The sequence below is a fragment of the Chromobacterium vaccinii genome, assembly GCF_000971335.1.
In the GTDB taxonomy this organism is placed as follows: domain Bacteria; phylum Pseudomonadota; class Gammaproteobacteria; order Burkholderiales; family Chromobacteriaceae; genus Chromobacterium; species Chromobacterium vaccinii.
Genome location: NZ_JZJL01000053.1, coordinates 1 through 25,580, shown reverse-complemented (window position 1 = coordinate 25,580; position 25,580 = coordinate 1). Strand labels below are relative to the sequence as shown.

Sequence of the window (25,580 nt, the reverse complement as noted above, 5' to 3'; positions counted from 1 at the left end):
AAAAAGCGCCGGACAAGAAAGAGGCCAAGGCCCAGACCCCGCCGGCGGCCAAGCCCGGCCACAAGACCGCCAAGGCCTACAACAACGAGGCCGACGACCTGCTCTCCAGCCTGGACAGCGCGCGCACCAGCGGCAAGCCCAACGCGCGCAGCGACCAGGCGGGCAGCAAGCACGGCGTGGCCGGCGGCGCGGTGAACGGCTCCGGCGTCAACGCCGGCTGGATAGACCTGGTCAAGGCCAAGGTGACGCCGCTGGTGCAGGTTCCGCCAGGCATCGCCGGCAATCCGGCGGCGGTGGTCCGCGTCACGCTGCTGCCGACGCTGGAGGTGCGCGCGGTGCAGTTGGTGAAAAGCAGCGGCGTTCCGGCCTATGATGATGCCGTGCAACGCGCGGTGTGGGAGGCCAAGACCTTCCCCAAACTGCCGGCGGGAGCCAACTTCAACGACGGCTACCGCACGTTTACCCTGACCTTCCGTCCGCGCTGAGCGGGCGGGACCAAGCCCCGAGGAAGCCATGCCGAGTTTGAAAGCCCTGCTGCGGGGCATGCTGGTGGCGGCGATGCTGGCCGCCGGCAGCGCCCACGCCGAACTGAACATCGAAATCGTAGGCGGCGGCGCCAGCCGCCACGCCATCTCCGTGCTGCCGTTCAAGGACGAGGGACCGACCCAGGGCAACCTGACGCCGGTGATCCGCAACGATCTGGCGCTGTCCGGCGCCTTCCGCCTGATCGATCCGTCGGCCGTCGCCAACGTCCCGTTCGAGCCTGCCGACATCCGCTATCCGCTGTGGCAGGCCGCCGGCGCGCAGTCTCTGGCCATCGGCAAGGTGGAAAACGCCGGCGGCGGCCAGATCAAGATCAGCTTCCGGCTGATGGACGCGTCGCAGCGCAAGCAGCTGACCGGCGGCGAATTCACCGTGACGCCGGACCGCAGCCGCCAGGTGGCGCACGCGATCGCCGACATGATCTATGAGGCGATCACCGGCCAGAAGGGCTTCTTCAACACCCGCCTCGCCTACGTGCTGAAATCCGGCCGCAACTTCGCGCTGCAGATTTCCGACGTCGACGGCCAGCGCAGCCAGACCATCCTGCGCTCCACCGAACCCATCATCTCGCCCAGCTGGAGCCCAGACGGCCGCTATATCGCCTATGTCTCCTTCGCCAGCCAGAAGCCGGTGGTATGGGTGCAGGATCTGGCCACCGGCCAGCGCCGCGCGGTGGCCAACTTCAAGGGCAGCAACTCCGCCCCGGCCTGGAGCCCGGACGGCAGCAAACTGGCCGTGGTGCTGACCACCAGCGGCAACTCGCAGATCTACATCATCAACGCCGCAGGCGGCTCCGCGCGCCGCCTGATGTACAACGGCGGCATCGACACCGAGCCGGCCTTCAGCCCGGACGGCTCCATGGTCTACTTCGTCTCCGACCGTAGCGGCAACCCGCAGATCTACCGGGTGCCGGTGAACGGCGGCGACGCGCAGCGCGTCACCTGGGAGGGCAATTACAATGTTTCGCCCAAATTGTCGCCGGACGGCAAGACCCTGGTCTATATTCGCCGTTCAGCCGGCAATTTCCGTGTGATGTCGCAAGATCTGGCAACTAATGACAGCCGGCAGTTGTCAGACGGTAGTTACAGTGAGCGCCCCAGCTTCGCGCCCAATGGCCGCATGGTGCTGTATTCCAGCGACGCCGGCGGACAGAGCGTGCTGTACGCGGCCACCGCCGACGGCAGCAGCAAGGTGAAACTGGCCGTGCTCAACGGTGATGTTCAGGACCCGGCATGGGGTCCGTTCAATAATCCTTGATGGGAGCCAACAATGAACCTGAAGCAACTCGCACTCGCCACCGCCGTCGCCACCCTGCTCGCCGCCTGCGCCAGCACCAAGCCGGCCGAAACCCCGGCAGCTCCGGTCACCCAAGCGCCGACCACCCAGGCCCCGGTGAGCTCGGGCAGCGAACAAAGCCAGGTAGCGGTCGATCCGCTGAATGATCCGAGCAGCCCGCTGGCCAAGCGCAGCGTGTACTTCGCCTTCGACTCCTCCGCCGTCGACGGCGAAGGCAAGAACACCGTCGCCAACCACTCCGATTACCTGAAGGGTCACGACAAGAAAGTGATCATCCAGGGCAACACCGACGCCCGCGGCAGCCGCGAATACAACCTGGCCCTGGGCCAGCGCCGCGCCGAGAGCGTCAAGCACGCGATGGAAGTGCTGGGCGTGAAGGAAAGCCAGCTGGAAGCCGTCAGCTTCGGCAAGGAAAAGCCCAAGGCCACCGGCCACAGCGACGCCGACTACGCGGAAAACCGCCGCGCCGACATCGTCTACCAGGGCCAGTAAGCGCCTGGCGCGGGCGGCTTCCCGGCCGCCCGCCGTCCTCGCCCTGCCGGATATCCGCGGGCGGCTGCCAAACGGCGGCCGAACCGTTATGATGTCCGGCAATCTTCATCCATCGGAACGCCCATGAAACGCATCGCCATCAGTAGCGCCCTGCTGTTGATCCTGAACGGCTGCGCCAGCACCAGCGACCTGGAGGAGACCCGCCGCCAACTGGCGCAGGTGAACCAGCAGGCGTCCACCCGCATCAGCGCGGTGGAAAGCAAGCTGTCCAATGAGAAGCTGCTGGAGATGGTCAGCCAGGTCGACGCCCTGAAGGCCGAGGTCGCCAAGCTACGCGGCGACGTCGAAGTGCTGAACTACAATCTGCAAACCACCCAGAAGCGCCAGAACGATCTGTACAACGATCTGGACGGCCGCCTGTCGCATCTTGAAGGCGCGCCCGGCAAGCGCGACGCCTCGCAGCCCGCCGCCCAGCAAGCCGCCGCCGGCGACAGCCAGGCCAGTCCCGACTACGACAAGGCGCTGAATCTCCTGCGCGCGCGCGACTTCCCCAACGCGATCAACGCGCTGTCGCTGTTCATCCAGCAGAACCCGCAGGCGCCGCAAGCGGCCGAGGCCAACTACTGGCTGGGCGTCGCCCACACCGCGCTGCGCCAGTACGACGCCGCCATCGACATCCACCGCCGCTTCGTCGAGCAATACCCGAACAACCATTTCGCGCCGGACGCGCTGCGCAATATCGGCAACTGCCAGCGCGACCTGGGCCAGGTGGATCAGGCGAAGAATACCTACCGCCGCCTGATCAAGCTGTACCCGAAGACCGACGCCGCGCAAAAGGCCAAGCAGGCGCTGGCCAGGATGTAAGGAAAGCATCCGGCGCGGCCGCGCCGGCAAAGGAAAAGGGTGCCGCGCGGCGCCCTTTTTTCATGGCTGTCAGGCCTCGGACAACACCAGCCTGACGTTGTGCTCTTCCAACAGCTTGGCCACCGGCTCCGGCGGCGTGGCGTCGGTGAACACGGTGTGGAACTCGCTGATGTGGCCCATGCGCACCAGCGCGTTGCGGCCGAACTTGCTGTGGTCGGCGGCCAGGTAGCGGTGGCGGGCGTTGTTCATCATCGCCTGGGCGACGCGCACCTCGCGGTAGTCGAAATCCAGCAGCGAGCCGTCGGTCTCGATGCCGGACACGCCGATGATCGCGTAGTCCACCTTGAACTGGTTGATGAAGTCCAGCGTCGCCACGCCGGTGATGCCGCCGTCCGACGCGCGCACGGTGCCGGAGGTGATCATCGCGGTGAAGTCCGGGTTGGTGGACATGATGGAGGCGACGTGGATGTTGTTGGTGATGACGCGCAGCCCCTTGTGGGTGGCCGTCAGCGCCTGCGCCACCGCCTCGATGGTGGTGCCTATGCTCATGAACAGCGAGGCGTGATCGGGGATGCTGCGCGCGATCATGTCGGCGATATGGGCCTTTTCGCTCTGAAACTTTCCTTTGCGAGCAAAATAGTCCTCGTTCTCCACGCTGTTCCCGAGCGCGGCTCCGCCGTGGTAGCGGCGAAGCAGATTGGCCTCGCACAGCTGGTTGATGTCGCGCCGTATCGTCTGCGGTGTGACATCAAGCAGGCGGGCCAGCTCTTCGATGGGCATGAAGCCGTTTTCGCGAACCAGCTGCAGGATTTTGTCGTGTCGTGGAGAGCGGCTCATAACTATTCGGAATCGAAAATCACGTTACTTTAGTAACATATTTTTCCCCCCGATAGCAAATGCGAACCGCAAATTTCCCGGGCTTTCCGCCTGTTTGCGAAGCCGGCGGCGTCTGGCCGCCACAACGGCGGCCGCGCCGGCCTCAGTGGACGATGGCCACCTTGCCGAAATGGCGGCGGGCGAGGAAATGCTCCCAGGCCGCGCGCGCGTCGCCGAACGGGAACACCCGGTCCACCACCGGCCGCAACTGATGCCGGGCGATGGCCCGCAGCATCGCTTCCATCCCCTCGCGGTGGCCGACCGCGATGCGGCGCAGCGTGGCCCCGCTGAGGAAGTAGCGCATGAAGTCCAGCTCCGCCGCGCCGTCGGCCAGAAAGCCGATCACCGCGATCTCGCCGCCCGGCGCCACCGCCGCCAGCGACTGCTCCAGCGTGCCCTTGCCGCCCACCTCGACCACCAGGTCCACGCCCAAGCCGCCGTTCAGCTCGCGCGCCCGCGCGCCCCACTCCGGCTCGGCGAGGTAATCGATCGCCTCGTCCGCGCCCAGCGCCTTCAGCCTAGCCGCCTTGTCCGCGCCGGAGGTGGTGGCGATCACCCGCGCGCCCATCGCCTTGGCCAGCTGCAAGGCGAACAGCGACACGCCGCCCGATCCCTGCACCAGTACCGTGTCGCCGGCCTTGACCGGTTGCGGGCCGGTCAACGCGGTCCAGGCGGTCTGCGCCGCGCACGGCAGCGTCGCCGCTTCGGCCCAGCCCAGGTGATCCGGCACGCGGACCAGCGCCTCCTCGCTCACCACCTTGTATTCGCACAGCCAGCCATCCTGGTTGCTGCCGTACTGGCGCGCCGCCTCCGCCGGCGGAAAGGGGCCGCCGAACCATTGCGGGAAGAAGGTGTTGCACACCCGGTCGCCCGGCTGGAAACGGTTGCAGCCCTCGCCCAGCGCGACGATCTCGCCCGCGCCGTCGGACAGGGGAACCAGCCCATCGCGCCAGCTCATCGGATACTGGCCGCTCAACAGCGCCAGGTCGCGGTAGTTCAACGAACTGGCGCGCACCCGCACCAGCGCTTCGCCGCGGCCGGGCGTCGGCATCGGCTCGTCATGGCGCGCCAGGTGGTCCAGCGAGCCGAAACGGGAAAAACGGTAGCTTTGCATCGGGATATCCTTGGATAAAAATCACCGGGACATCTTGCCGCGCCACGCCGGGATGATGAATGATTGGCCGTACCCGTTTTTTCACCTTTCGTACCGGATTTCACCATGGACCTGCTGGAAGACATCTTCGCCGCGATGCGGGTGGAGAGCGCGCTGTACGCGCGGCTGGAAGCGCGCGCGCCGTGGGGCATAGACTTCGCCCACCAGGTGTCGGCGCGCTTCGGCATCGTCGCCCACGGCCGCTGCCTGCTTGACGGCGCGGGCCTGGATCAGCCGCTGCCGCTGGCGGCCGGCGACCTGTTCATCGTCAGCGGCGGCCAGCGCTTCCGCCTGATGGACGAGGCCGGCCGGGAGACGCCGCCATGCGAGACGGTGTTCGCCGGCCGCTGCGACGGCGTGATCCGCTTCGGCGGCGACGGCGAGGAGACCGGCATCGTTTCCGGCCGCTTCGTGTTCGACGCCGCCGCCGGCGCGCCCTTGATGGACCTGCTGCCGCCGGTGCTGCACCTTCGGCTGGACGCGGAGCGGGCGCGGCTGCTGCGGGCGGCGCTGGAGATGATCGCGCGCGAGAACGCCGCCCCGGCGCTGGGTTCGCGGCTGGTGGTGCAGAAACTGGTGGACGTGCTGCTGATCGAGGCGCTGCGCATCCACTGCCTGTCCGGCCAAGGCGACGGCTGGCTGGGGGCGTTGGCCGACCGCCGGCTGTCGCCGCTATTGCAGGCCGTCCACTCCGACCTGGCCGCGCCGTGGACGCTGGAGAGCATGGCGGCGCGCGCCGGCATGTCGCGCTCGGCCTTCGCCCGCCATTTCCGCGCCCGAGTGGGCGATACGCCGCTGAATCATCTGACCGGCTGGCGCATTCAGCGCGCCCGGACGCTGCTGCGGGAAAGCCGGCTTCCCCTGGCGGAAGTGGCGGCGCGAGTCGGCTACGACAGCGACGCCGCCTTCCAGCGCGCGTTCAAGCGGCTGACCGGCCTGCCGCCGGGCGAATACCGCCGCGCGGCAGGCGCGAGCTAAGCGGCGCTACGCGCAGGCGGCCGCCAACGCGGCCTCGGCCAGGACCAGGGTGGTGTCGATCGCCGGCACGCCGCAGTTGGCGTCGTTCAACACCAGCGGCAGCTCGGTGCAGGCAAGCGCCACGCCGTCGCAGCCCAGCACCTTCATCGCGGCCACCACTTCCAGCAGCGCCGCCAGCGTGGCTGCGCTGGCGCGGCCGGTGGGCACCAGCTCTTCGAAGATGGCGCGCTGGATCGCCGCCTGCTGGGCTTCGTCGGGAATCACCTCCTCGATGCCGCGCGCGGCCAGCGGCGCCTGGTACAGGCGGCGCGCCATGGTCCAGCGGGTGCCCAGTATCGCCACCCGTTTCAGGCCCCGCGCCGCGCAAGCGTCGGCCACAACGTCGAGGATGCTGATCAATGGAATGGGCGAACGGGCGCGGATGTCGTCCACTGCCAAATGCACGGTGTTGGCCGGGATCACCGCCAGTTCCGCGCCGGCGCCGGCCAGCCGCGTGAGCGAGCCGACGATGGAATCTGCGACCAGATCCCAACGGTCGTCATCCTGGGCCTGGTGCACCACGCCGAAATCCGGCTGGTCCAGCGCGAAGCGCGGATGATGGTGATGGGGAAAGCGGTCCGCGCACAGGCGGTGGATCTTGGACAGGCAGTCTACGGTGCCGGGCACGGTGACGCCGGCAATGCCTATGGTTTTCGCGTTCATGGCTTCTGCGTGGAAAAGCGCGCCGACAGCCGGCGCGGAGTCGGCCAGTCTACCCATGCGGCATGCCGGCCGCAACGCCGCTCAGCGCTGCCAGGTGCCGCCCTGGCGAACGCGGCGGACAAACTCGTCCAGCGGCATCGGCCGGGCGATGTAGAAGCCTTGCAGCCAGTTCACGCCCAGGCGGCTGAGGTAGTCGAACTGCTCGGCGGTCTCCACCCCCTCGGCCACCGTCGCCAGGCCCAGCTTGGCCGCCAGTTCGGCCACGCTGTCGACGATATGTCCGGACAGGCCGTCGCTGCCGATGCCGGCGACGAAGCTCTGATCGATCTTCAAGCCGCCCACCGTCAGCTGCTGCAAATACACCAGGCTGGAGTGGCCGGTGCCGAAATCATCCAGCGCCACCCGGACGCCCAGCGCGTCCAGGCGGCGGAACAGCGCCTCCACCTCGGGCGTGATCGCCACCATTTCGCGCTCGGTCAGCTCCAGCGTCAGCACCGCGCCGCTTTCGGCCAGCAGGCCAGCCCAGCGACGGCAGTCATCGTACAGGCCGCCTTCCTGCAGATGGGCGCGGCTGATGTTAACGCCCAGGTGGAAGTCCGGCGCCAGCGGCAGCTTGGCCAGCTTGGCCAGCACGGCGTCCATCATCCGCCGCGTCATCTCGACGATCAGCCCGCTCTCTTCGGCGCGCGGGATGAACAGGTCGGGCCGGATCAGCCCCTCGCGCGGATGCCGCCAGCGCATCAGCACCTCGGCGCCGCGCCAGTCCGGCAGGCCGGGCTTCACGATGGGCTGCAGATAGCCTTCGAACTCGTCGTTGGCCAGCGCCCGCCGCAATTCGTCGGTGAAGGAGGCGGGGCGGCCCAGCAGCCAGTACAGCGTCGCGCCGGCCGACAGGCCCAACAGCAGCAGGATCACGGTCAGCGGCGCATGATGCGACCAAAGATGCCGGTACCACACCGGCACGTCATAGCTTGAGCGCACGGTGAACGGATAGCGGCTGGAGTGGCGGATTTCCTCCACCTGCCCGCGCGCGGGCATCGTCCCTTCGCCGTAACGGCGCGGCCCCAGCCAGTGGTCTCCCACCTGCAGAAACACCAGGATGCGGTCGCTGACGTCCTGCAAGGCCAGCTGTAGATAGCGTCCGTCAACCGTCGCCACCGCCGCGTCGCCGCCGCGATTGAGCCGGTAATACAGCAGCGGCACGTTGGGCGTGATCGCGTTGCCGGACAGCAGCTGCATCCTGCCTTGCACGAAGCCGCGCGCCGGCATCGCCCAGCGGGTGCTGCCGCTCAGCGACGAGCAATAGACGTTATCGCCGTCCAGCAGCACGGTGCTGCGCACGAAAGGCGCGACCGCCACCTGGCGGCGCAAGAAATAGACGGCCTTGTCGCACGATCCTCCGGCCAAGGGCAGCAGGATGCGCGCGGCCTCGTCGGCCTGGTCGAGGATGCCGTCCACCAGTTGCAGCCCCTGGTCCACCTGCTGCCGCACGGAAGCCTGGAGATCCTGCCGCTCCTGCCACAGCAGCGCGGGCACGGTGGCCGCAAACGGCATGGCCGCCACCAGCAGGGCGAACATCAAATGGGACAGGCGATGGCGACGGCGTGGCTGCAGGGGATTCATCGACTCTCCGCGCGTGCAATTCCGCCGTATGCGGAATTGATAATTGGTTTTAAATAATAGTCTTATTTTAAACCAAAAAATAAACCCTCCCGCAGGAGGGTTCGCGCGCGAGCCGGGCGGCTTAGCTCAGACGGCCGCGGTGGCGGGCGATCTGCGCCTTCACCTGGGCCGGCGCGGTGCCGCCGACATGGTCGCGCTGCGCCAGGCTGCCCTCCGGCGTCAACACGCCGAACACGTCGTCCTCGATCAGCGCCGAGAACTCGCGCAGCTTGGCCAGCGGCAGGTCGGCGAGATCCACGCCCAGGCCTTCGGCATGGCGCACCGCCAGCGCCACCACCTCGTGGCTGTCGCGGAAGGGCAGGCCCTTCTTGACCAGGTAGTCGGCCAGGTCGGTGGCGGTGGCGTAGCCCTGCAGCACCGCCGCGCGCATCGCCTCCGGCTTCACCGTCACGCCGCGCATCATGTCGGCGTAGATGCGCAGCGTGGTCTGCAGCGTGTCCACCGTGTCGAACAGCGGTTCCTTATCCTCCTGATTATCCTTGTTGTAGGCCAAGGGCTGGGCCTTCATCAATGTGATCAGCGCGATCAGGTGGCCGACGACGCGGCCGGATTTGCCGCGCACCAGCTCCGGCACGTCCGGGTTCTTCTTCTGCGGCATGATGGACGAGCCGGTGCAGAAGCGGTCGGCGATGTCGATGAAGCCGACGCGCGGGCTCATCCACAGGATCAGCTCTTCCGACAACCGCGACAGGTGGATCATCGCCAGCGAGGCCGCGGCGGTGAATTCGATGGCGAAGTCGCGGTCGGACACCGCGTCCAGCGAGTTGTGGCAAACGTCGTCGAAGCCCAGCAGCTGGGCGGTGTAATGGCGGTCTATCGGATAGGTGGTGCCGGCCAGCGCCGCCGCGCCCAAGGGCAGCCGGTTGACGCGCTTGCGGCAGTCCTGCATCCGCTCGGCGTCGCGCGCCAGCATCTCCACATAGGCCAGCAGGTGGTGGCCGAAAGTGACCGGCTGCGCCACCTGCAGGTGGGTGAAGCCCGGCATCACGGTGTCGGCGTGCTGCTCGGCCAGGTCCAGCAGGCTCTTCTGCAGTTCGCCGAACAGATGGACGGTGGCGTCGATCTCGCCGCGCAGCCACAGCCGGATGTCGGTGGCCACCTGGTCGTTGCGGCTGCGGCCGGTGTGCAGGCGCTTGCCGGCGTCGCCGATGCGGTCGGTCAGACGGCGCTCGATGTTCATGTGCACGTCTTCGAGGTCCATGCTCCACTCAAGCTTGCCGGCGCGGATCTCGTCGCGGATGTCCGCCATGCCTCGTCGGATCGACTCCAGGTCGGCGTCGGACAGCACGCCCGATCGGTTCAGCATCGCGGCGTGGGCGAGCGAGCCTTCGATGTCCACCTCGGCCAGTCGGTAATCGAAACCGATGGAGGCGGTGTAGTGCTTGACGAGTTCGGAAACCGGCTCGGAAAAACGGCCGGACCAGGCGTGTTGGTCTTGCATGGCGTAGCGTCCTGCGGTGAGGGTGCGAAAACCCTACTATGCCAGCCGCAACCGCCCACGGCCAGCGCGGATTTGTCCTACCGTCCGGCAGCCGCAAGGACGCGGGCGACGGCGCCGTCGACCACCATGCCGCGCAAGGCCTGTTCAAGGTCCGCCTTGCGCGGATGGAGCGGCGAGCGCCGCGCCAGCGCCAGCCGGTTGGGATGGCGGTCATCCAGCGTCAGCGCGGCCCGCTTCACCCGGCCGGCGAACTCGGGCCGCGCGGCCAGCGCCGCGCCCTGGCTCGCGTTTACGATCAAGGCGTCTACGCGGCCGGCCGCCAGTTTGCGAAAACCGGACTCCATGCCGGGGCTGGCGTCGCGGCGGATGCGGGCGTCGCGGTCGAAGCCCGCCTCGTAGCTCACGCCCTCCGACACGCCGACCGTCAGCGGCAGCAGATCGTCGTAGCGGGCCAGCGCGCGCGCGTCGCCGCTGCGCTGGTAAAACACCAGATGGTTGCTGTTGGCGAAGGGCGGCATCAGGAAATCCAGATAGCGCGACCGCTCCGGCGTGGGCCGCACGCCTATCATCAGGTCGGCCCGTCCCTGCTGCATCGCCGCCAGGCAGCGCGACAGCGGGCAATACAGAAAGCGCAGCGGCAGGCGCAGCCGCCGCGCCAGCTCGCGCACGATCTCGGTGTACGGTCCGGCCGGCTCCCCGCGCGCATCCAGTTTTTTCCACGGCTCGAACACGTTGTAGGCCAGCACCAGCTCGCGCGCATCCGCCAGCGCCGGCTCGAACGCCAGGCAAAACAACAGCAGGACGATCAGTTTCTTCACGGCATTTGCTTGGAGATGTTTTCAGCAATGCTATCCCCTAAGCGACATGCGCTGCGCATTTGTCGACCGCGCTCCCCGCCGCTGTTGCGAAAACGCCATCCAGTCGGCAAGGCCGGTGGCGACAAGCCATTGATCGGAAAGCGGGAACCGCCGCCGCCGCTCTAGCCGGCGGCGGCTTGCGAAAAATACCACTCTGGCAACATAGATATGATCCGGACGCGAAAAAGGCCCGGCATGCCGGGCCTTCGCCAACTGGACTCCGCAGCGGCTCAGTGCTGCAGGATCTTGGACAGGAACTGGCGCGCGCGCTCACTGCGGGCGTCCAGGTCGCCGAAAAACTCGTCCTTGGCGCAATCCTCGACGATGCGGCCCTGGTCCATGAAGATCACCCGGTCGGCCACGCGGCGGGCGAAGCCCATCTCGTGGGTCACGCACATCATGGTCATGCCCTCGTGCGCCAGCTCGGTCATCACGTCCAGCACCTCGTTGATCATTTCCGGGTCCAGCGCGCTGGTCGGCTCGTCGAACAACATCGCGATCGGGTCCATCGCCAGCGCGCGGGCGATAGCCACCCGCTGCTGCTGGCCGCCGGACAGCTGGCCGGGATGCTTGTCGGCGTGCGCCCTGAGGCCGACGCGGTCCAGCAGCTTCAGGCCCTTGGCCATCGCCTCGTCCCGGCTGCGGCCCAGCACCTTGATCTGGGCGATGGCCAGGTTCTCGGTGATGGTCAGATGCGGGAACAGCTCGAAGTGCTGGAACACCATGCCGACGCGGCTACGCAGCTTGGGCAGGTCGGTTTTCGGATCGCCGACCGAGATGCCGTCGACGACGATCTCGCCCTGCTGGAACGGCTCCAGCGCGTTCACGCACTTGATCAGGGTGGACTTGCCGGAGCCGGACGGCCCGCACACCACCACCACCTCGCCCTTGGCGACCTGGGTGGTGCAGTCGGTCAGCACCTGGAAGGCGCCATACCATTTGCTGACCTTGTTCAGCGAAATCATTGCAGTCATACAGCCAACCTTTGTTGCAGGCGCTTCACCAGGCGGGAGGCGCCGAAACTGATCAGGAAGTAGACCATGCCGGCGAATATCAGGAATTCGTGCGGCAGGCCGACGATGTCGCCCTTGGAGCGGGCGGTGTTGAGGAAATCCATCAAGCCGACAGCGTATACCAGAGAGGTGTCCTGGAACAGGATGATGGACTGCTGCAAGAGCAGCGGCAGCATCTTGCGCAGCGCCTGCGGCAGCACGATCAATCCCATCACCTGGTGGTAGCGCATGCCCAGCGCGTAGGCGGCATTGGGCTGGCCCTTCGGTATCGCCTGGATGCCGGCGCGGACGATCTCGGCGAAATAGGCCGCCTCGAACATCACGAAAGCCACCAGGCAGGAGGTGAACGCCCCCACCGGCTCCAGATTGCCAGTGATCCAGTTCAGCAGCATCGGCACCGCCAGGTAGAACCAGGAGATCACCAGCAGCAGCGGAATGGAGCGGAAGTAATAGATGTAGGCGGTGGCGAAGCCCGACAACACCTTGTTGCTGGACAGGCGCGCCAGCGCCAGCAGGATGCCGAGCAGCACGCCGCCCGCCACGCCGCCGGCCAGCATCTTCAGCGTCAGCAGCATGCCTTGGCTCAGGCCCGGCAGCGCCGGAACGATTTGGCTGAAATCCATCATTTGCCTCCCATCATGCCGGGCACCCTGAGTTTCTTCTCCAGCGCGTTCATCATCAGCATCAAACTCATGTTGAGCGTGAAGTAGATGACCGTGGCCAGGGTGAAGGCCTCGAACAGGTTGGCGGAAAACTCGGCGGTCTGCTTGGTCTGCGCCAGCAGCTCGGCCAGGCCGATCAGCGACGCCACCGACGAGTTCTTGATGATGTTCAGGAATTCGCTGGTCAAAGGCGGGATGATGATGCGCATCGCCTGCGGCAGCAGCACGTGGCGGTAAGTCTGGCCGAGCGAGAAGCCCACCGCCATCGCCGCGTTGCGCTGGCCGCGCGGCAGCGCCTCGATGCCGGTGCGCACCTGCTCCGCCACCCGGGCCGCGGTGAACAGGCCCAGGCACACCACCACCGACAGGAACTGCGAGGTGGTCGGCGACAGGTCCTGCTTGAACCAGACCTGCGCGCCCTCCGGCAGCAGGTCCGGCACCAGGAAGTACCAGACGAACAGCTGCACCAAGAGCGGCACATTGCGGAACAGCTCGACGTAGACGGTCGCCAGGCCGGCGATCCAGCGATTGGGCGCCGTGCGCGCCACCCCGACCGCGATGCCCAGCAACAGGGCGATGATCCAGCCGCTGAGCGACACCGCCAGCGTCCAGCCCAGCCCGCTGGCGAACCAGCTTAGATAGATCTCGCTACCGACACCGGTGGGTTTGAAGAAGACTCCCCAGTCCCAGTGATAATTCATTGCAAGCACTCCCAGCCGCGCGTCGGGAAGACGGCGCGGCGATCGATGCCCCTGCGGCCGGATTCCGGCCGCGCAGGATCAAGCCGCCGCCCGCGAAAACGGGCGGCTCGCGTCACAAACTTCAGGGCGAGGGCCGCGGACGCGGCCCGTCCGCGTCACTCGGCCGGCTTGTCGGTCGGCTTGGCCAACAGCGCCTTCAGTTCGTCGGACATCGGGAAGTTGAGGTTCAGGCCCTTGGGCGGCACCGGGCTGGTGAACCAGCGGGCGTAGATCTTGTTCACCTCGCCGGACTTGAAGGTCTTCTCCAGCGCGGTGTCCACCACCTTCTTGAACGCCGGATCCTCCTTGCGCAGCATGCAGCCGTAGATCTCGTAGGACTGCGACTTGCCGGTGACGACCCAGTTGGCCGGGTTCTTGGCCTTGGCCATTTCGCCGTACAAGAGCGCGTCGTCCATCATGAAGGCGGCGGCGCGGCCGGATTCCAGCATCAGGAACGATTCGCCGTGGTCCTTGGCCGAGATCACGTTCATGCCCATGTTCTTGCTGGCGTTCATCGCCTTGATCAGGCGCTCGGACGTGGTGCCGGCGGTGGTGACCACGTTCTTGCCCTTCAGGTCCGGGAAGTCCTTGACGCCGGAGGTCTTGGCGGTGAGCAGACGGGTGCCGATCTCGAAGATGCCGACCGAGAACGCCACCTGCTTGCCGCGCTCGGCGTTATTGGTGGTGGAGCCGCACTCCAGGTCGACGGTGCCGTTCTGCACCAGCGGGATGCGGGTCTGCGAGGTGACCAGATTGTATTTCACCTGCAGGTTCGGCATCTTCAGCTCCTTCTTCACCTCGTCCACCACTTTATTGGCGAGGTCCACCGAGTAGCCGATCGGCTTCTGGTTGTTGTCGTAGTACGAGAAGGGAATGGAAGAGTCGCGGTTGCCCAGCACGATCACGCCGGAATCCTTGATCTTCTTCAGGGTGCCGGTCAGCTCGGCCGCGCCTGCGGGCAGCGCGGCGAGGGTGGCCATGGCGGCCAGCGTACATCCAGCGACGACGGAGGTGCGAATGCGCATGAGGTTTCTCCTTATAGACTCTCTTTGCGGGGTAAAGCGGCGCCGCTGTCGCGGCGCCATGATCTTCTTTTTAGTGATTGTCTGACAGTATGCTGTTATTTTTTGTTTGTGTCAGAACTTAGCGCAACGGGAAGCCACGCCAAGCCGCGGAGCGCGCTCAGCCGCGCGCGCCCTTGTCGGACAAATGGTTCGCCAGACGGACGTAGTCCTCCACCCGCAGGTTCTCCGGGCGCAGGCCGGGATCGATCCCCAGCGCTTCCAGATCGGCCACGTCGGCCAGGCCCTTCAGGTTGTTGCGCAGCGTCTTGCGGCGCTGGGCGAAAGCCTGGATCACCAGCTTCTCCAGCAGCGCCTCGTCGCGGGCGACGCCGCAGCGGCCCGGCGCCGGCATCATCCGCACCACGGCGGAATCCACCTTCGGCGGCGGCCAGAACGCTTCTGGCGGCACGAACAGGATGTTCTCCATGTAGAAGCGGTACTGCAGCATCACCGACAGCCGGCCGTAGTCGGCGGTGGAGGGCTCGGCCACCATCCGCTCGATCACTTCCTTTTGCAGCATGAAGTGCATGTCCAGCACCCGGTTGCCGTAAGTGGCCAGGTGGAACAGCAGCGGCGTGGAGATGTTGTACGGCAGGTTGCCGACGATCTTCAGCGGCACCTCGCTGACCGAGGCGAAGTCGAATGCCAGCGCGTCGCCGCCGTGGATGGTCAGCTTGTCGGCCGGATGCTCGGCGCGCAGGCGCTCGATGATGTCGCGGTCGATTTCCACCACGTGCAGGTGCTTCAGCCGCGACAGCAGCGGCTTGGTGATGGCGCCCAGGCCGGGGCCGATTTCGATCACGATGTCGTCCGGCTGCGGATTGACCGCGTGGACGATGCCGGCGATGACGCTGGCGTCCTGCAGGAAGTTCTGCCCGAAACGCTTGCGCGGTATGTGCTTGCTCATGAATCTGCCAATCTTGGGAACAGCCGCGATTGTACTCGCGCGGCGGCAAATGTCCCAAGCGATTCAGGCAGTTGGCCGCCGGCGGCGGCCCAAAACGCGCCTCAGCCCCGCGCCGGCATGCGCCATTGCAGCGCCAGGCAGCCCAGCGACAGCGCGATCACCGCGCCACCCAGCGCCAGTTCGCCCGCCACCGGCAGCGCGGCCAGCAGCGCCGACAAGGCCGAGGCGAACAGCATCTGCGCGCAGCCCAGCAGCGCCGCCGCGCGGCCGGCCGACTCCGCGAACGGCGCCATCGCCATGCCCGCCGCCGGGCCCAGCGTGAAGGCGAAGCCCACGCTCAGCACCGCGATCGGCAGCATGTAATGCCAGGCGCCGGGCTGATGCGCCAGCGCCGGCAGCAACGCGCCGGCCGCCAGCATGATCGCCAGGCCCGTCTTCAATACCCGGCGCGGCCCCAGCCGGCCGATCAGGCCCAGACCGATGAAGCTGGCCGCCATGATCAGCAGCGCGTTGGCGCCGAACAGCAGGCCGAAGGTGGCCGCGGACAGCCCGCCGCGCTCGATCAGCACCGTCGGCGCCAGCGTCACGTAGCTGACGATCAGGCCCAGCGCGGTGCTGCTGCAGGCGCCGTTGCGCAGCAGCGCCGGATGGCGCAGCACCTGCAGAAAGCCCGGCCCGCCAGCGTGCTCCACCCGTTCCGGCCGCGTTTCCGGCATCAGCCGCGCCAGCAGCCCCAGCGCGGCCAGCGCCGACACCGCCAGGAACAGGAAACAGGACTGCCAGCCGTACAGCTCGGTCAGCACCCCGCCCAGCGCCGGCGCCAGCGCCGGCACGATATTGAGCGCGCCGTTGAGCATGCTGTAGCGCTGCGCCGCCGCGTTGCCGGAGAAACAGTCGCGGATGATGGTGAACGCGCACACCGAGCTGGCGCTGGCGCCCAGGCCCTGCAGCATCCGCGCCAGCATGAAGCTGCCCATCGAATCGCTGAGGCTGGCCAGCGCCGAGCCCAGCGCGTAGGCCAGCAGGCCGCCCAGCGCCACCGGGCGGCGGCCGGCGCGGTCGGCCAGCGGGCCGAACAAGAGCTGGCCCAGGCCCAGACAGAACACGAACACGCTGATGCTGGCCGACACATCGGCCTGGAAATGGCGCTGCAGCGCCGGCAGCGCGGCCAGGTACAAATCCACGCCCAAGGGGTTGAACAGAATCAGCAGGATGGCGGCGGCGGTGGCCGGATTCGACTGGCGGACGGCAAGGCTGGAATGCGGCATGACGCGTGCTTCGAAGGGCGAAAGTCGACAGTTTATCAAACCCTGCCCATATCTCCAATTGGCATAAAATTATCATCTTTAAAAATCAATGGCATATCGGCGGATCGGCATGCAGCCGGGAGATTACAATCGTTCACCAAATCCCCGCCGCCGCAAGGCCTTGAATCGAAAGGCAGAATCCGCGCCGGCCGCGGCCCGCCGCGCCGCGGAGATGGTTGCCTCGGGGCCGCTCTGGTAACCTAGGCGGCAGCCCAAGAACAAACGAGCAGCCTGACATGAGCACCAATGACACCCGAATATACCTGGCCTCCGGCAGCCCGCGCCGCCGCGAGATACTGGAACAGCTGGGCCTGCATCTGGAACGCATCCATGCCGACATCGACGAGACGGTGCGGCCGGGCGAAGACGCCGTCGCCTACACCGAGCGGCTGGCGCGCGAGAAGGCCGAAGCCGGCTGGCGCGTGGTCTCCTCCTGCGGCCTGCCAGAGCGCCCGCTGCTGGCCGCCGACACCACGGTGACCCAGGACGGCGAGATCTTCGGCAAGCCGGAAAACGCCGACGACGCCCGCCGCATGCTGCGCGCCTTCTCCGGCCGCAGCCATCAGGCCATCACCAGCGTCGCCGTGCGCGACGGCGGCAAGCTGCTCGTAAAGACCTCGGTCACCGACGTGTTCTTCAAACCCCTGTCCGACGCCGAGATCGAGCGCTATATAGCCAGCGGCGAGCCGTTCGACAAAGCCGGCGCCTACGGCATCCAGGGCAAGGCCGGCGTGTTCATCGAACATATAGAAGGCAGCTACACCGGCGTGATGGGCCTGCCGGTGCACGAAACCGCGTTGCTCCTGGCCGAGTTCGGCTTCGAATTGCCATGAGCCGGGAGGGCGCCATGCTGCATCAATCGATACCCCTGCCGCGCGACCTGCCGCGGCCGCAAGAACAGATCCTGGTCAACATCACCCCGCAGGAAACCCGCGTCGCGGTGCTGGAGGAAGGCATCGTCCAGGAACTGCACGTGGAACGCGCCGCCAGCCGCGGCATCGTCGGCAACATCTATCTGGGCCAGGTGAAGCGCGTGCTGCCGGGCATGCAGAGCGCCTTCATCGAGATCGGCCTGGAGCGCGCCGCCTTCCTGCACATCGCCGACGTGCTGGAACAGCGCCAGCACCCCACCGAGCCGCAGCGCATCGAGAAGATGCTGTTTGAAGGCCAGACCGTGCTGGTGCAGGTGATCAAGGACCCGATCGGCACCAAGGGCGCGCGGCTGTCGACGCAGATCTCGCTGGCCGGCCGCTTTCTGGTGCACCTGCCGCAGGAAGAGCACATCGGCGTGTCGCAGAAGATTGAAAGCGACGCCGAGCGCCACAGCCTGAAGGCGCGGCTGGAAAAGCTGCTGCCCGCCGGCAGCCCCAGGGGCTACATCATCCGCACCAGCGCCGAGACCGCCCGCGACGACGAATTGGCCGCCGACATCGAATACCTGTCCAAGCTGTGGTCCGACATCAAGCAGAAGTCGCAGACGCTGCCGGCTCAGAGCCTGCTGTACGACGACCTGCCGCTGGCGGTGCGGGTGCTGCGCGACATGGTCAGCGGCTACACCGACAAGGTGCTGGTGGACTCCAACGAGAACTACGGCCGCATGGTGGAGTTCGCCGAACAGTACGTGCAGATCGCCGTCGACAAGATCGAGCGCTACGCCGGCGAGCGGCCGCTGTTCGAGATGCACGGCATCGAGGCCGAGATCGAAAAGGCGCTGGCCCGCCGCGTCAACCTGAAGTTCGGCGGCTATCTGATCGTCGACCAGACCGAGGCGATGACGACGATAGACGTCAACACCGGCGGCTTCGTCGGCAACCGCAACTTCGACGAAACCATCTTCAAGACCAATCTGGAAGCCACCCAGGTGATCGCCCGCCAGCTGCGGCTGCGCAATCTGGGCGGCATCGTCATCGTCGATTTCATCGACATGGACAACGACGAGCACCAGGCGGCGGTGCTGGCCGAGCTGGCCAAGGCGATGGCGCGCGACCGCACCCGGGTGACGCTGAACGGCTTCACCAGCCTGGGCCTGGTGGAAATCACCCGCAAGCGCACCCGCGAGAGCCTGGCCCACATCCTGTGCGAACCCTGCCCCACCTGCCAGGGCCGCGGCGAGATCAAGACCGCGCAGACGGTGTGTTACGAGATCCAGCGCGAGATCGTGCGCGAGGCGCGGCAATACGACGCCAAGAGCTACCGCATCCTGGCGGCGCAGTCGGTGATCGACATGTTCCTGGACGAGGAGTCGCAGAGCCTGGCGATGCTGGTGGATTTCATCGGCAAGCCGGTGTCGCTGTCGGTGGAGTCCAGCTATACCCAGGAGCAGTTCGACGTGGTGTTGTTGTGATCTAACGTCCACCCGCGCGGCGTGGAGAAAGAGAACGGGCAATGGCGATGGCGCCTTGCCCGTTTTGTTTTGCGCGGCGACGATGCGCAGCCATGGACTGTGGATAAAAGTGGACTTTGCCGGTTGCTGTGGATAAGTTGATAGGAAGGATACGCGGAAGCCTGGCATAACATCGCGCCGCCCGACTCGATCAGCGCGGCTCCTGGACAGAATGGAGTGCATCATGCCCAGTGATTTGAATCAGAATCTAGCGCCCGGCGGGCCGGTGGATGCCGCGCAGGTTCATCGCATCGCCAAGCGCCAAAGCCTTATCCTGACGCCTGGAGGGTTCCGGCACCCTTCGCTTGTCCACCATGTCGACTGCGACCACGAAGTGCATCACAGCGCAACGTCAAAGCGCCTGCGAAACATGCGCACGAACGAGTTTCGAATCCTAAAAGAAGAGATGGTGCTGCCTGGAGAGGTTCCGGCCTTTGGCCGGGGTTGGATTTGTTACACGTTTTGGATGAATGAAACGGGCTCCCCTATCACAGCCTTCAAGACAAGCTGGGAAGTACCCCCCGAGCCAACAACGCAAGGGCAGCAGACGATTTTCCTTTTCAACGGCATTGACCCGATGAACGTATCGTCCAGCATCCTGCAACCCGTGTTGCAGTGGGGACGGTCTGGCGCCGGCGGAGGGCCATTCTGGTCTATCTCGAGCTGGTATGTCGCGGGAGATGGACACGCTTATCACACAGACCTGATGCGGGTTGACGTTGGAGAGCGCCTTGTCGGACTCATCTCCCTCGCGGACAGCCAGGATGGGACATTCAGCTATGTATGCGAGTTCGAGGGCGTGGCGGGAACCAGGCTGCCGGTGCAAAACGTGCCTGAACTCAAATGGTGCAATGAGACCCTGGAGGCATACAACATTTCTCAATGCAGCGACTATCCGGCGACAAGCAAAACCACGTTTTCCGATATCTCGGTTCACACAAAAACAGGCCCCGCATCGGTAACGTGGTCTAACGCGACCATCGTCAGCGAGTGCGGCCAGGCTGCCGTGGTGAATGCCAGCGGCACGGTTGACCTCCGGTATGCCTAGCTGAAGATCAGGCCGCGAATGTCGGACGCGCCGTTTTTCTTAGCCGACAAAGAAAGCGCAGCGCAGGATCAGGGGCTTGGTTAGCGGCGCTTAGCCGCTCGAACTCAATGCAGATGGATCAGGGCATCGCCTGTTCGACAAGGAGCGCACCATGAAATCAATCACCGTCATCGTCGCCGCGCTCATAGCCGCCGCAGCCAGCGCGAACAGCGTCGCCGCCAATTGCGAGCAGTAGAACAACTCGCGGGACCAGTTCTTGGTCCAGCATTGGGAAGACTTTCTCCGCAATCAAAGCAAGCTGGAGTTGATGGATTTTTATCGAGATGAGCAGGAGGTGTTGAGAGCGTGCCGGCTGGACAGCTTCTCGCGCCGGAATATCGAGAATGCCGCTCTGGCGGCGATGAATTTGATTGATAAGGCAGACAGCGCCAATCCAAAGAAGTGATATCTGCGATGCAATCCGCTTCGCGGATGATTGATTTTCATGGCGGGGCTGCCCGCCGAGCAGGCAAGGGGGCTGTGCGGGTAGGGCGCGTCGCCCCTGCGGGGGGACGCACCCTACGGATTATCCCCTTCCAAGCGCTTCCACCATCCTCCTCATGCTTGCCGCCACGATCAAATGATGAAACGGCGTCACCGCCGCCAGATACGTCCTCCCCAACCAATTGTGCGGCCGCACCAGCGTGCTCACCTGCAAACGGCCCGCCTGGCACTGCAAAACCACTCGGAAATCCAGATGGCGGTCGTCCTCGCCCAGCACCGCGTCGCGCTCGCCCAGGTGCAGCACGGCAAACACGCCCAGATGCTGGCCGATATGAAAAGGCTCAACGGAAGAAGAGGCTGTCTGGGCGGTTTTCAGGCCCAGCGGCGATACCAGCCGGTCGCGCAGCCACATCAGCGCGCGGGCCCAGGGCGGCATCGCCGCGGAGAAGGCGCGCAGCAGGCTGGCGGCGTCGGCCGCCGGCGCGCCGGACTGCAGCGGCCGGCTGCGGCAATCCTGCCAGGGATAGCGGCTGGCGGCGTCGGCCAGCAGCGGGATGGCGGAAAAATCAGGCTGGATGGTCATCGGTGTCTCCCTGGGAACGATGCTTGCCGCTTGGTCTGGCAGGGTCCGGCGCGCGGGCCGGGCTGCGGCGGAAAGGTCATGCGGATCGGCGCGAAATAGACTGTCGTCATTGTGTCGCCGCCGCGGCCGGCTGGTCAATCCGGGCGGCGGATGCGAAAACGCCCCGCGCGGGCGGGGCGTTTCTCGATGCGGGACCAGCTGGCTTATACGGCCATCACCGCTTCCACTTCGTCCACCGTCTTCGGGATCGGCTCGCCCAGCACGCGGCTGCCGTCCGAGGTCACCAGCACGTTGTCCTCGATGCGGATGCCGCCGAAGTCGGCGTATTCGCGGAACTTGGCGTAGTTGATGTACTGGCTGTGGCGGCCTTCCTTCTCCCAGGCTTCGATCAGCGCCGGGATGAAGTAGACGCCCGGCTCCACGGTCAGCGCCATGCCGGCCTTCAGCGTCTTGCCCAGGCGCAGGTAGCCCAGGCCGAACAGCTTGCTGCGCTCGGTGCCGTCGCCGTAGCCCACCAGGTCTTCGCCCAGCGCTTCCATGTCGTGCACGTCCATGCCGATCTGGTGCCCCAGGCCGTGCGGGAAGGCGATGGCGTAGGCGCCGGATTCGACGATGGCGTCCACGTCGCCCTGGAAGAAGCCCAGCGCGGCCATCCGCTCCACCATCACGGCGGCGGACAGCTTGTGGATGTCCTGGTATTTGACACCCGGCTTGACCGCGGCGATGGCGGCCTCCTGCATCTCCAGCACGATGTCGTACAGCTCGCGCTGGCGGGTGGAGAACTTGCCGCCCACCGGGAAGGTGCGGGTGATGTCGCTGGCGTAGCCGCCGCCGCTGGCGCAGCCGGTGTCGTTCAGCACCAGGTCGCCCTGCTGCAGCACGTGGTCGTGGTGGTGGTTGTGCAGCACTTCGCCGCGCTTGGAGAAGATGGACGGGTAGGCCAGCTGCCAGTCGTGGCGGCGCATGATGCCTTCCATGATGCCCACCACCTGGTATTCCACCACGCCGGGCTTGGCGTTCTGCATCGCGGCGATGTGCATGGCGTGGGTGACGCCCAGCGCGGCTTCCATCTCGGCGATCTCTTCCTCGCCCTTGATCTCGCGCAGCGCCACCACCGCGCGGGTCAGCTCGGGACAGAAGCCTTCCTTCACCTTGGCCGGGTGCGCGTCCAGCAGGCGGCCCATCTCGATCAGCGTCTCGCCGCGGTACGGCGCCAAGTAGCGCACCGGGCGGCCGGCGGCGCGGGCCTCGGCCACCGCTTGCGCCAGCTCGGCGTACGGGCGGCTGCGCGAGAGCGAGACTTTGGCGGCGCGCTCGGCCAGGGACGGCAGCGGGCCGGTCCAGACGATGTCGGCCACGTCTGGATCATTGCCGAACAGCGTCGCCTCGCCGCTGTCGGCGTCGATCGCGCCGGCCAGGCCGGGCTCGTTCAGGCCGAAGAAGTAGCGGAAGCTGGAGTCCTGCACGAAGGGCAGGGTGTTGTCGTGGTAGTTCATCGGCGAGTCGACGTTGCCGACGAACAGCAGCAGGCCGGACAGGCCGGACGCTTGCAGGCCGGCGCGGCGCTGGGCGTAGACGGAAGGGGCGAACATGTTTTCTCCTTTTGCCGCATGCCGGCGGGAGGCGCCGCTGCGGGTATATTCAACCGCCTAAGTTATCACGCGCGGCCCCCGCCGGCCAGCCGCCGCCTCAGCGCGCGGGCACCTCCACGGCCTTTTCCGGCGCGGGTTTGACCGGGCTCAGCAGCCGACACAGCAGGCCGCCGGCCAGCATCGCCCACAGCGGCGCGCCCAGGCCGGCGAAGCTGACGCCGGAAGCCGCCACCACGAAGGTGAGCAGCGCCGATTCCCTATGCTCGGCATCGGCCAGCGCCGCGCCCAGCGACGACGCCAGCGTGCCGAACAGCGCCAGGCCGGCCGCCGTCACCAATAAGGGCTTGGGCAAGGCCAGCGCCAGCGCCGCCAGCGCGCCGCCCATCACGCCCATGACGATGTAGATCAGCCCGCAGAACACGCCCGCTACGTAACGGCGACTGCGGTCCGGGTGCGCTTCCGGCCCGGTGCAGATGGCGGCGATGATGGCGGCCAGCGTCACGCCATGGCCGCCGAACGGCGCGGTGAGCATCGACGCCAGGCCCAGCGCGGTCACCGGCGAGCGCGCCGGCACCTCGTAGCCGAAGGCGCGCAGCACCGCCATGCCGGGCAGGAACTGGCTGGTCAGCGCCAGCAGCGCCAGCGGCAGGGCCAGGTTGACGAAAGCGGACCACGACCAGGCCGGCCAGGTGAACAACGGCGCGGCGACGGCATGCAAAGACGCAGCCGCCGGCGCATGCAGCTCGCCGGCGGACAAGGCCGCGCCGGCCGCGATGGCGGCCAGCAGCGCCCAACGGGGAAACCAGCGGCGGCCGATGAAGAACAACGCCGCCATCGCCAGCACCAGGCCCAGATGGCCCGTCGCCTCGGCCACCACTTCGCCGACGAAATGAAACAGGATGCCGGCCAGCAAGGCCGCCGCCAGCGCTGGCGGGAACAGCGCCATCAGGCGGTCGAACAAGCCGCTGACGCCCACCAGCGTGACGATGGCGGCGGCGGCGAGGAAGGCCCCCACCGCCTCCGGATACGGCACGCCGGGCAGGGCGGCCAGCAGCAGCGCCGCGCCCGGCGTGCTCCAGGCGGCGATCACCGGCGTTTTCCAGCGCAGGCTCAGCCACAGGCCGGCCGCGCCGGAGCCGATGGAAACCGCCCACACCCAGGACGCCAGCTGCCCCTGCGACAGCCCGGCCGACTGGGCGGCGTGGACGATGATCAGAAACGGCCCGGAAAAGCCGACCAGCAGGGCCAGAACGGCGGCCAGCAGGGTGGAAGGGGCGGCGTCGCGCCGCAAGGTTTGCCACATGGCGACTCTCCTGATGAAAACCAATGTCGCCAGCGTGCCACGGCCTGCGCGCCGCGGACTCCCACAAGCGCGCCAAACAGTTTATGCTGGACCGCATCTGTTCTATATAACAGCCATCCTCAGGAGCCCCGCATGCAGCTGACCGGCATCCCCTTCGGCGTCACCGACTGGGCGGACGTCCCCGCCGCCGAGCATCCCGGCGAACAGGGCCGCGCGTACTGGCGCAGCCGCCAGTTCCGCGACATCCGGGTGCGGATGGTGGAGTACACGGCCGGCTACCAGGCCGACCACTGGTGCGAGAAGGGCCACATCCTGCTGTGCCTGGAGGGCGAGCTGCACACCGAGCTGGACGACGGCCGCGTCTTCGTCCTCACGCCCGGCATGAGCTACCAGGTGGCGGACCGGGCCGAGGCCCATCGCTCCCGCGCGCCGCAAGGCGCCAAGCTGTTCATCGTCGACTAAGCCCATGCCGCAATACCAGGACATCGCCCGGCTGCTGCAGGCCCGTCTGGACGCCGGCGAATTCCCGCCCGGCGGCAAGCTGCCCTCGGTGCGGCAGCTGGCCGCCCACCACGGCGTCAACAGCCTGACCGCGCTGGCCGCCTACCGCTGGCTGGAGCAGAAGCAGCGGGTGGTGGCGCGGCCGCGCGCCGGCTTCTACGCCGCCTTGCCGGCCCGCGCAGACGGCCAGCCTCCCGCCCGCGCGCTGCCGTCGCCGGCCACGCTGGTGGACGTGGACAGCCGCATGTCGCAGCTGGTGGCGCTGTCGGCGTCGGACGTGGCGGTGCAGCTGCACATGGCCGAGGCCCACCACAGCCTGTATCCGGCCTCCGATCTGGCGCGGCGGCTGCAGCAGACGCTGCTGCGGCAGCCGGAGCTGATCGGCGCCTACCTGCCGGCCGCCCAGCACGAGCGGCTGTGCCTGAAGCTGCAGCAGATGGCGGCGTCCTGGCAGCTGGCGGTGCGGCCGGACGAAATCCTGTTCTGCAACGGCATCACCGAGGGCATCAGCCTGGCGCTGCGCCACCTCACCCGGCCCGGCGACACGGTGGCGGTGGAGACGCCGGTGTACTTCGGCCTGCTGCAGACGCTGGCGGCGCTGGGGCTGAAGGCGCTCGAGATTCCGTGCACGCCCGACGCCGGCCTGTCGCTGGAGGCGCTGGAATTCGCGCTGCGCTACGGCCCGCCGGTGCGCTGCCTGGTGACGGTGACCAACTACCAGAACCCCACCGGCGCGCTGATGCCGGACGACAACAAGAAGCGGCTGCTGGCGCTGGCGCGCCGCCACGGCGTATCCATCATCGAGGACGACGTGTTCGGCGAGCTGTACTTCGGCAAGCGCCGGCCGACGCCGCTGAAAGCCTGGGACCGCGACGGCGACGTGATCTACTGCGCCTCGTTCACCAAGAGCCTGGCGCCGTCGTTCCGGCTGGGCTGGCTGTCCGGCGGCCGCCACCACGCGGCGCTGGAGCGGCTGCGCGCCAGCAGCAGCCTGGTCAGCCCGGCCTTGCTGCTGGGCACGCTGGCCGACCTGCTGGCCAGCGGCGACTACGCGCGCATCTCGCAGCGGCTGCGCGCGCGGCTGGCCGAGCAGATGGAGCGGGTGGCGA

The 25,580-nt window shown here is 67.0% G+C and carries 26 protein-coding genes; 11 read left to right on the top strand and 15 right to left on the bottom strand.

Going from position 1 to position 25,580, the window contains the following annotated elements; all coding sequences use genetic code 11:
- The 4 genes from tolA to ybgF form a co-directional block, all read left to right on the top strand.
- A partial coding sequence (gene tolA, locus VL52_RS19805) for a cell envelope integrity protein TolA (protein ID WP_144410339.1) occupies window positions 1-485 on the top strand: 485 nt, incomplete at its 5' end.
- 28 nt (window positions 486-513) lie between these two features.
- Entirely contained in the window at window positions 514-1,800 is a 1,287-nt protein-coding gene (tolB, locus tag VL52_RS19800; protein ID WP_046158656.1) for a Tol-Pal system beta propeller repeat protein TolB, read from the top strand.
- 12 nt (window positions 1,801-1,812) lie between these two features.
- Window positions 1,813-2,331 (top strand): OmpA family protein, encoded by a 519-nt coding sequence (locus VL52_RS19795; protein ID WP_046158655.1) that lies wholly within the window; start codon window positions 1,813-1,815, stop codon window positions 2,329-2,331.
- 123 nt (window positions 2,332-2,454) lie between these two features.
- Window positions 2,455-3,195 carry a tol-pal system protein YbgF gene (gene ybgF / locus VL52_RS19790; RefSeq protein ID WP_046158654.1) on the top strand — a complete coding sequence of 247 codons (741 nt, stop codon included), beginning with the start codon at window positions 2,455-2,457 and terminating at the stop codon, window positions 3,193-3,195.
- A 69-nt stretch (window positions 3,196-3,264) separates the two neighbouring features.
- Here ybgF and VL52_RS19785 read toward each other — a convergent pair whose 3' ends face one another.
- Both VL52_RS19785 and VL52_RS19780 read right to left on the bottom strand, forming a co-directional pair.
- Entirely contained in the window at window positions 3,265-4,032 is a 768-nt protein-coding gene (locus VL52_RS19785) for a DeoR/GlpR family DNA-binding transcription regulator (protein WP_021478820.1), read from the bottom strand.
- 142 nt (window positions 4,033-4,174) lie between these two features.
- Window positions 4,175-5,185 carry a zinc-dependent alcohol dehydrogenase family protein gene (locus VL52_RS19780; protein ID WP_082113847.1) on the bottom strand — a complete coding sequence of 337 codons (1,011 nt, stop codon included), beginning with the start codon at window positions 5,183-5,185 and terminating at the stop codon, window positions 4,175-4,177.
- Window positions 5,186-5,290: 105 nt separating this feature from the next.
- Between VL52_RS19780 and VL52_RS19775 the strand changes: the two genes are divergently transcribed.
- Window positions 5,291-6,202, top strand: coding sequence for an AraC family transcriptional regulator (locus VL52_RS19775; protein ID WP_046158652.1), 912 nt, complete (start codon window positions 5,291-5,293; stop codon window positions 6,200-6,202).
- Between the two features lie 6 nt (window positions 6,203-6,208).
- Here the strand turns inward: VL52_RS19775 and VL52_RS19770 are convergent, their stop codons facing one another.
- The 10 genes from VL52_RS19770 to VL52_RS19725 all read right to left on the bottom strand — a co-directional run bounded on the left by VL52_RS19770 (window position 6,209) and on the right by VL52_RS19725 (window position 16,539).
- On the bottom strand, window positions 6,209-6,904 hold the full coding sequence (locus tag VL52_RS19770) for an aspartate/glutamate racemase family protein (protein WP_052729427.1): 696 nt from the start codon (window positions 6,902-6,904) through the stop codon (window positions 6,209-6,211).
- Window positions 6,905-6,985: 81 nt separating this feature from the next.
- Complete coding sequence (locus VL52_RS19765) at window positions 6,986-8,527, bottom strand: EAL domain-containing protein (protein WP_046158651.1); 1,542 nt, start codon at window positions 8,525-8,527, stop codon at window positions 6,986-6,988.
- 121 nt (window positions 8,528-8,648) lie between these two features.
- Window positions 8,649-10,028: an argininosuccinate lyase gene (gene argH, locus VL52_RS19760; RefSeq protein ID WP_046158650.1), complete on the bottom strand. Its 1,380-nt coding sequence runs from the start codon at window positions 10,026-10,028 to the stop codon at window positions 8,649-8,651.
- 77 nt (window positions 10,029-10,105) lie between these two features.
- The gene (locus tag VL52_RS19755) at window positions 10,106-10,846 is read right to left on the bottom strand and encodes a substrate-binding periplasmic protein (RefSeq protein WP_046158649.1); all 741 of its coding nucleotides are present in this window, start codon (window positions 10,844-10,846) and stop codon (window positions 10,106-10,108) included.
- A gap of 269 nt (window positions 10,847-11,115) precedes the next feature.
- Window positions 11,116-11,850: an amino acid ABC transporter ATP-binding protein gene (locus VL52_RS19750; protein WP_046158648.1), complete on the bottom strand. Its 735-nt coding sequence runs from the start codon at window positions 11,848-11,850 to the stop codon at window positions 11,116-11,118.
- A gap of 5 nt (window positions 11,851-11,855) precedes the next feature.
- Window positions 11,856-12,521 (bottom strand): amino acid ABC transporter permease, encoded by a 666-nt coding sequence (locus VL52_RS19745; protein WP_046158659.1) that lies wholly within the window; start codon window positions 12,519-12,521, stop codon window positions 11,856-11,858.
- Window positions 12,521-13,261: an amino acid ABC transporter permease gene (locus tag VL52_RS19740; protein WP_046158647.1), complete on the bottom strand. Its 741-nt coding sequence runs from the start codon at window positions 13,259-13,261 to the stop codon at window positions 12,521-12,523. Before VL52_RS19740 ends, VL52_RS19745 begins: the two co-directional genes overlap by 1 nt.
- Before the next feature lie 155 nt (window positions 13,262-13,416).
- The gene (locus VL52_RS19735; protein WP_046158646.1) at window positions 13,417-14,325 is read right to left on the bottom strand and encodes a glutamate/aspartate ABC transporter substrate-binding protein; all 909 of its coding nucleotides are present in this window, start codon (window positions 14,323-14,325) and stop codon (window positions 13,417-13,419) included.
- Window positions 14,326-14,482: 157 nt separating this feature from the next.
- A complete protein-coding gene (gene rsmA / locus VL52_RS19730; protein WP_046158645.1) occupies window positions 14,483-15,271 on the bottom strand; it encodes a 16S rRNA (adenine(1518)-N(6)/adenine(1519)-N(6))-dimethyltransferase RsmA in 789 nt (262 codons plus the stop codon).
- A gap of 101 nt (window positions 15,272-15,372) precedes the next feature.
- A complete protein-coding gene (locus VL52_RS19725) occupies window positions 15,373-16,539 on the bottom strand; it encodes a multidrug effflux MFS transporter (protein WP_046158644.1) in 1,167 nt (388 codons plus the stop codon).
- A gap of 275 nt (window positions 16,540-16,814) precedes the next feature.
- Here VL52_RS19725 and VL52_RS19720 point away from each other — a divergent pair, with 275 nt between their 5' ends.
- The 4 genes from VL52_RS19720 (at window position 16,815) to VL52_RS19705 (ending at window position 20,454) form a co-directional block, all read left to right on the top strand.
- Window positions 16,815-17,411, top strand: a complete 597-nt coding sequence (locus VL52_RS19720; RefSeq protein WP_046158643.1) for a Maf family protein — start codon at window positions 16,815-16,817, stop codon at window positions 17,409-17,411.
- A 14-nt stretch (window positions 17,412-17,425) separates the two neighbouring features.
- The gene (gene rng, locus VL52_RS19715) at window positions 17,426-18,922 is read left to right on the top strand and encodes a ribonuclease G (protein ID WP_046158658.1); all 1,497 of its coding nucleotides are present in this window, start codon (window positions 17,426-17,428) and stop codon (window positions 18,920-18,922) included.
- 223 nt (window positions 18,923-19,145) lie between these two features.
- A complete protein-coding gene (locus VL52_RS19710) occupies window positions 19,146-20,009 on the top strand; it encodes a hypothetical protein (RefSeq protein WP_046158642.1) in 864 nt (287 codons plus the stop codon).
- A 256-nt stretch (window positions 20,010-20,265) separates the two neighbouring features.
- Window positions 20,266-20,454 carry a hypothetical protein gene (locus tag VL52_RS19705; RefSeq protein WP_046158641.1) on the top strand — a complete coding sequence of 63 codons (189 nt, stop codon included), beginning with the start codon at window positions 20,266-20,268 and terminating at the stop codon, window positions 20,452-20,454.
- A gap of 120 nt (window positions 20,455-20,574) precedes the next feature.
- Here the strand turns inward: VL52_RS19705 and VL52_RS19700 are convergent, their stop codons facing one another.
- The 3 genes from VL52_RS19700 to VL52_RS19690 form a co-directional block, all read right to left on the bottom strand.
- Window positions 20,575-21,075: a DUF2867 domain-containing protein gene (locus VL52_RS19700; protein WP_052729426.1), complete on the bottom strand. Its 501-nt coding sequence runs from the start codon at window positions 21,073-21,075 to the stop codon at window positions 20,575-20,577.
- A 203-nt stretch (window positions 21,076-21,278) separates the two neighbouring features.
- Window positions 21,279-22,667, bottom strand: a complete 1,389-nt coding sequence (locus tag VL52_RS19695) for an aminopeptidase P family protein (RefSeq protein ID WP_046158640.1) — start codon at window positions 22,665-22,667, stop codon at window positions 21,279-21,281.
- 97 nt (window positions 22,668-22,764) lie between these two features.
- Window positions 22,765-23,970 carry a benzoate/H(+) symporter BenE family transporter gene (locus VL52_RS19690; protein WP_046158639.1) on the bottom strand — a complete coding sequence of 402 codons (1,206 nt, stop codon included), beginning with the start codon at window positions 23,968-23,970 and terminating at the stop codon, window positions 22,765-22,767.
- 132 nt (window positions 23,971-24,102) lie between these two features.
- Here VL52_RS19690 and VL52_RS19685 point away from each other — a divergent pair, with 132 nt between their 5' ends.
- Entirely contained in the window at window positions 24,103-24,432 is a 330-nt protein-coding gene (locus tag VL52_RS19685) for a DHCW motif cupin fold protein (protein ID WP_046158638.1), read from the top strand.
- Window positions 24,433-24,436: 4 nt separating this feature from the next.
- On the top strand, window positions 24,437-25,580 hold a 1,144-nt coding region (locus tag VL52_RS19680; protein ID WP_046158637.1), incomplete at its 3' end, for an aminotransferase-like domain-containing protein.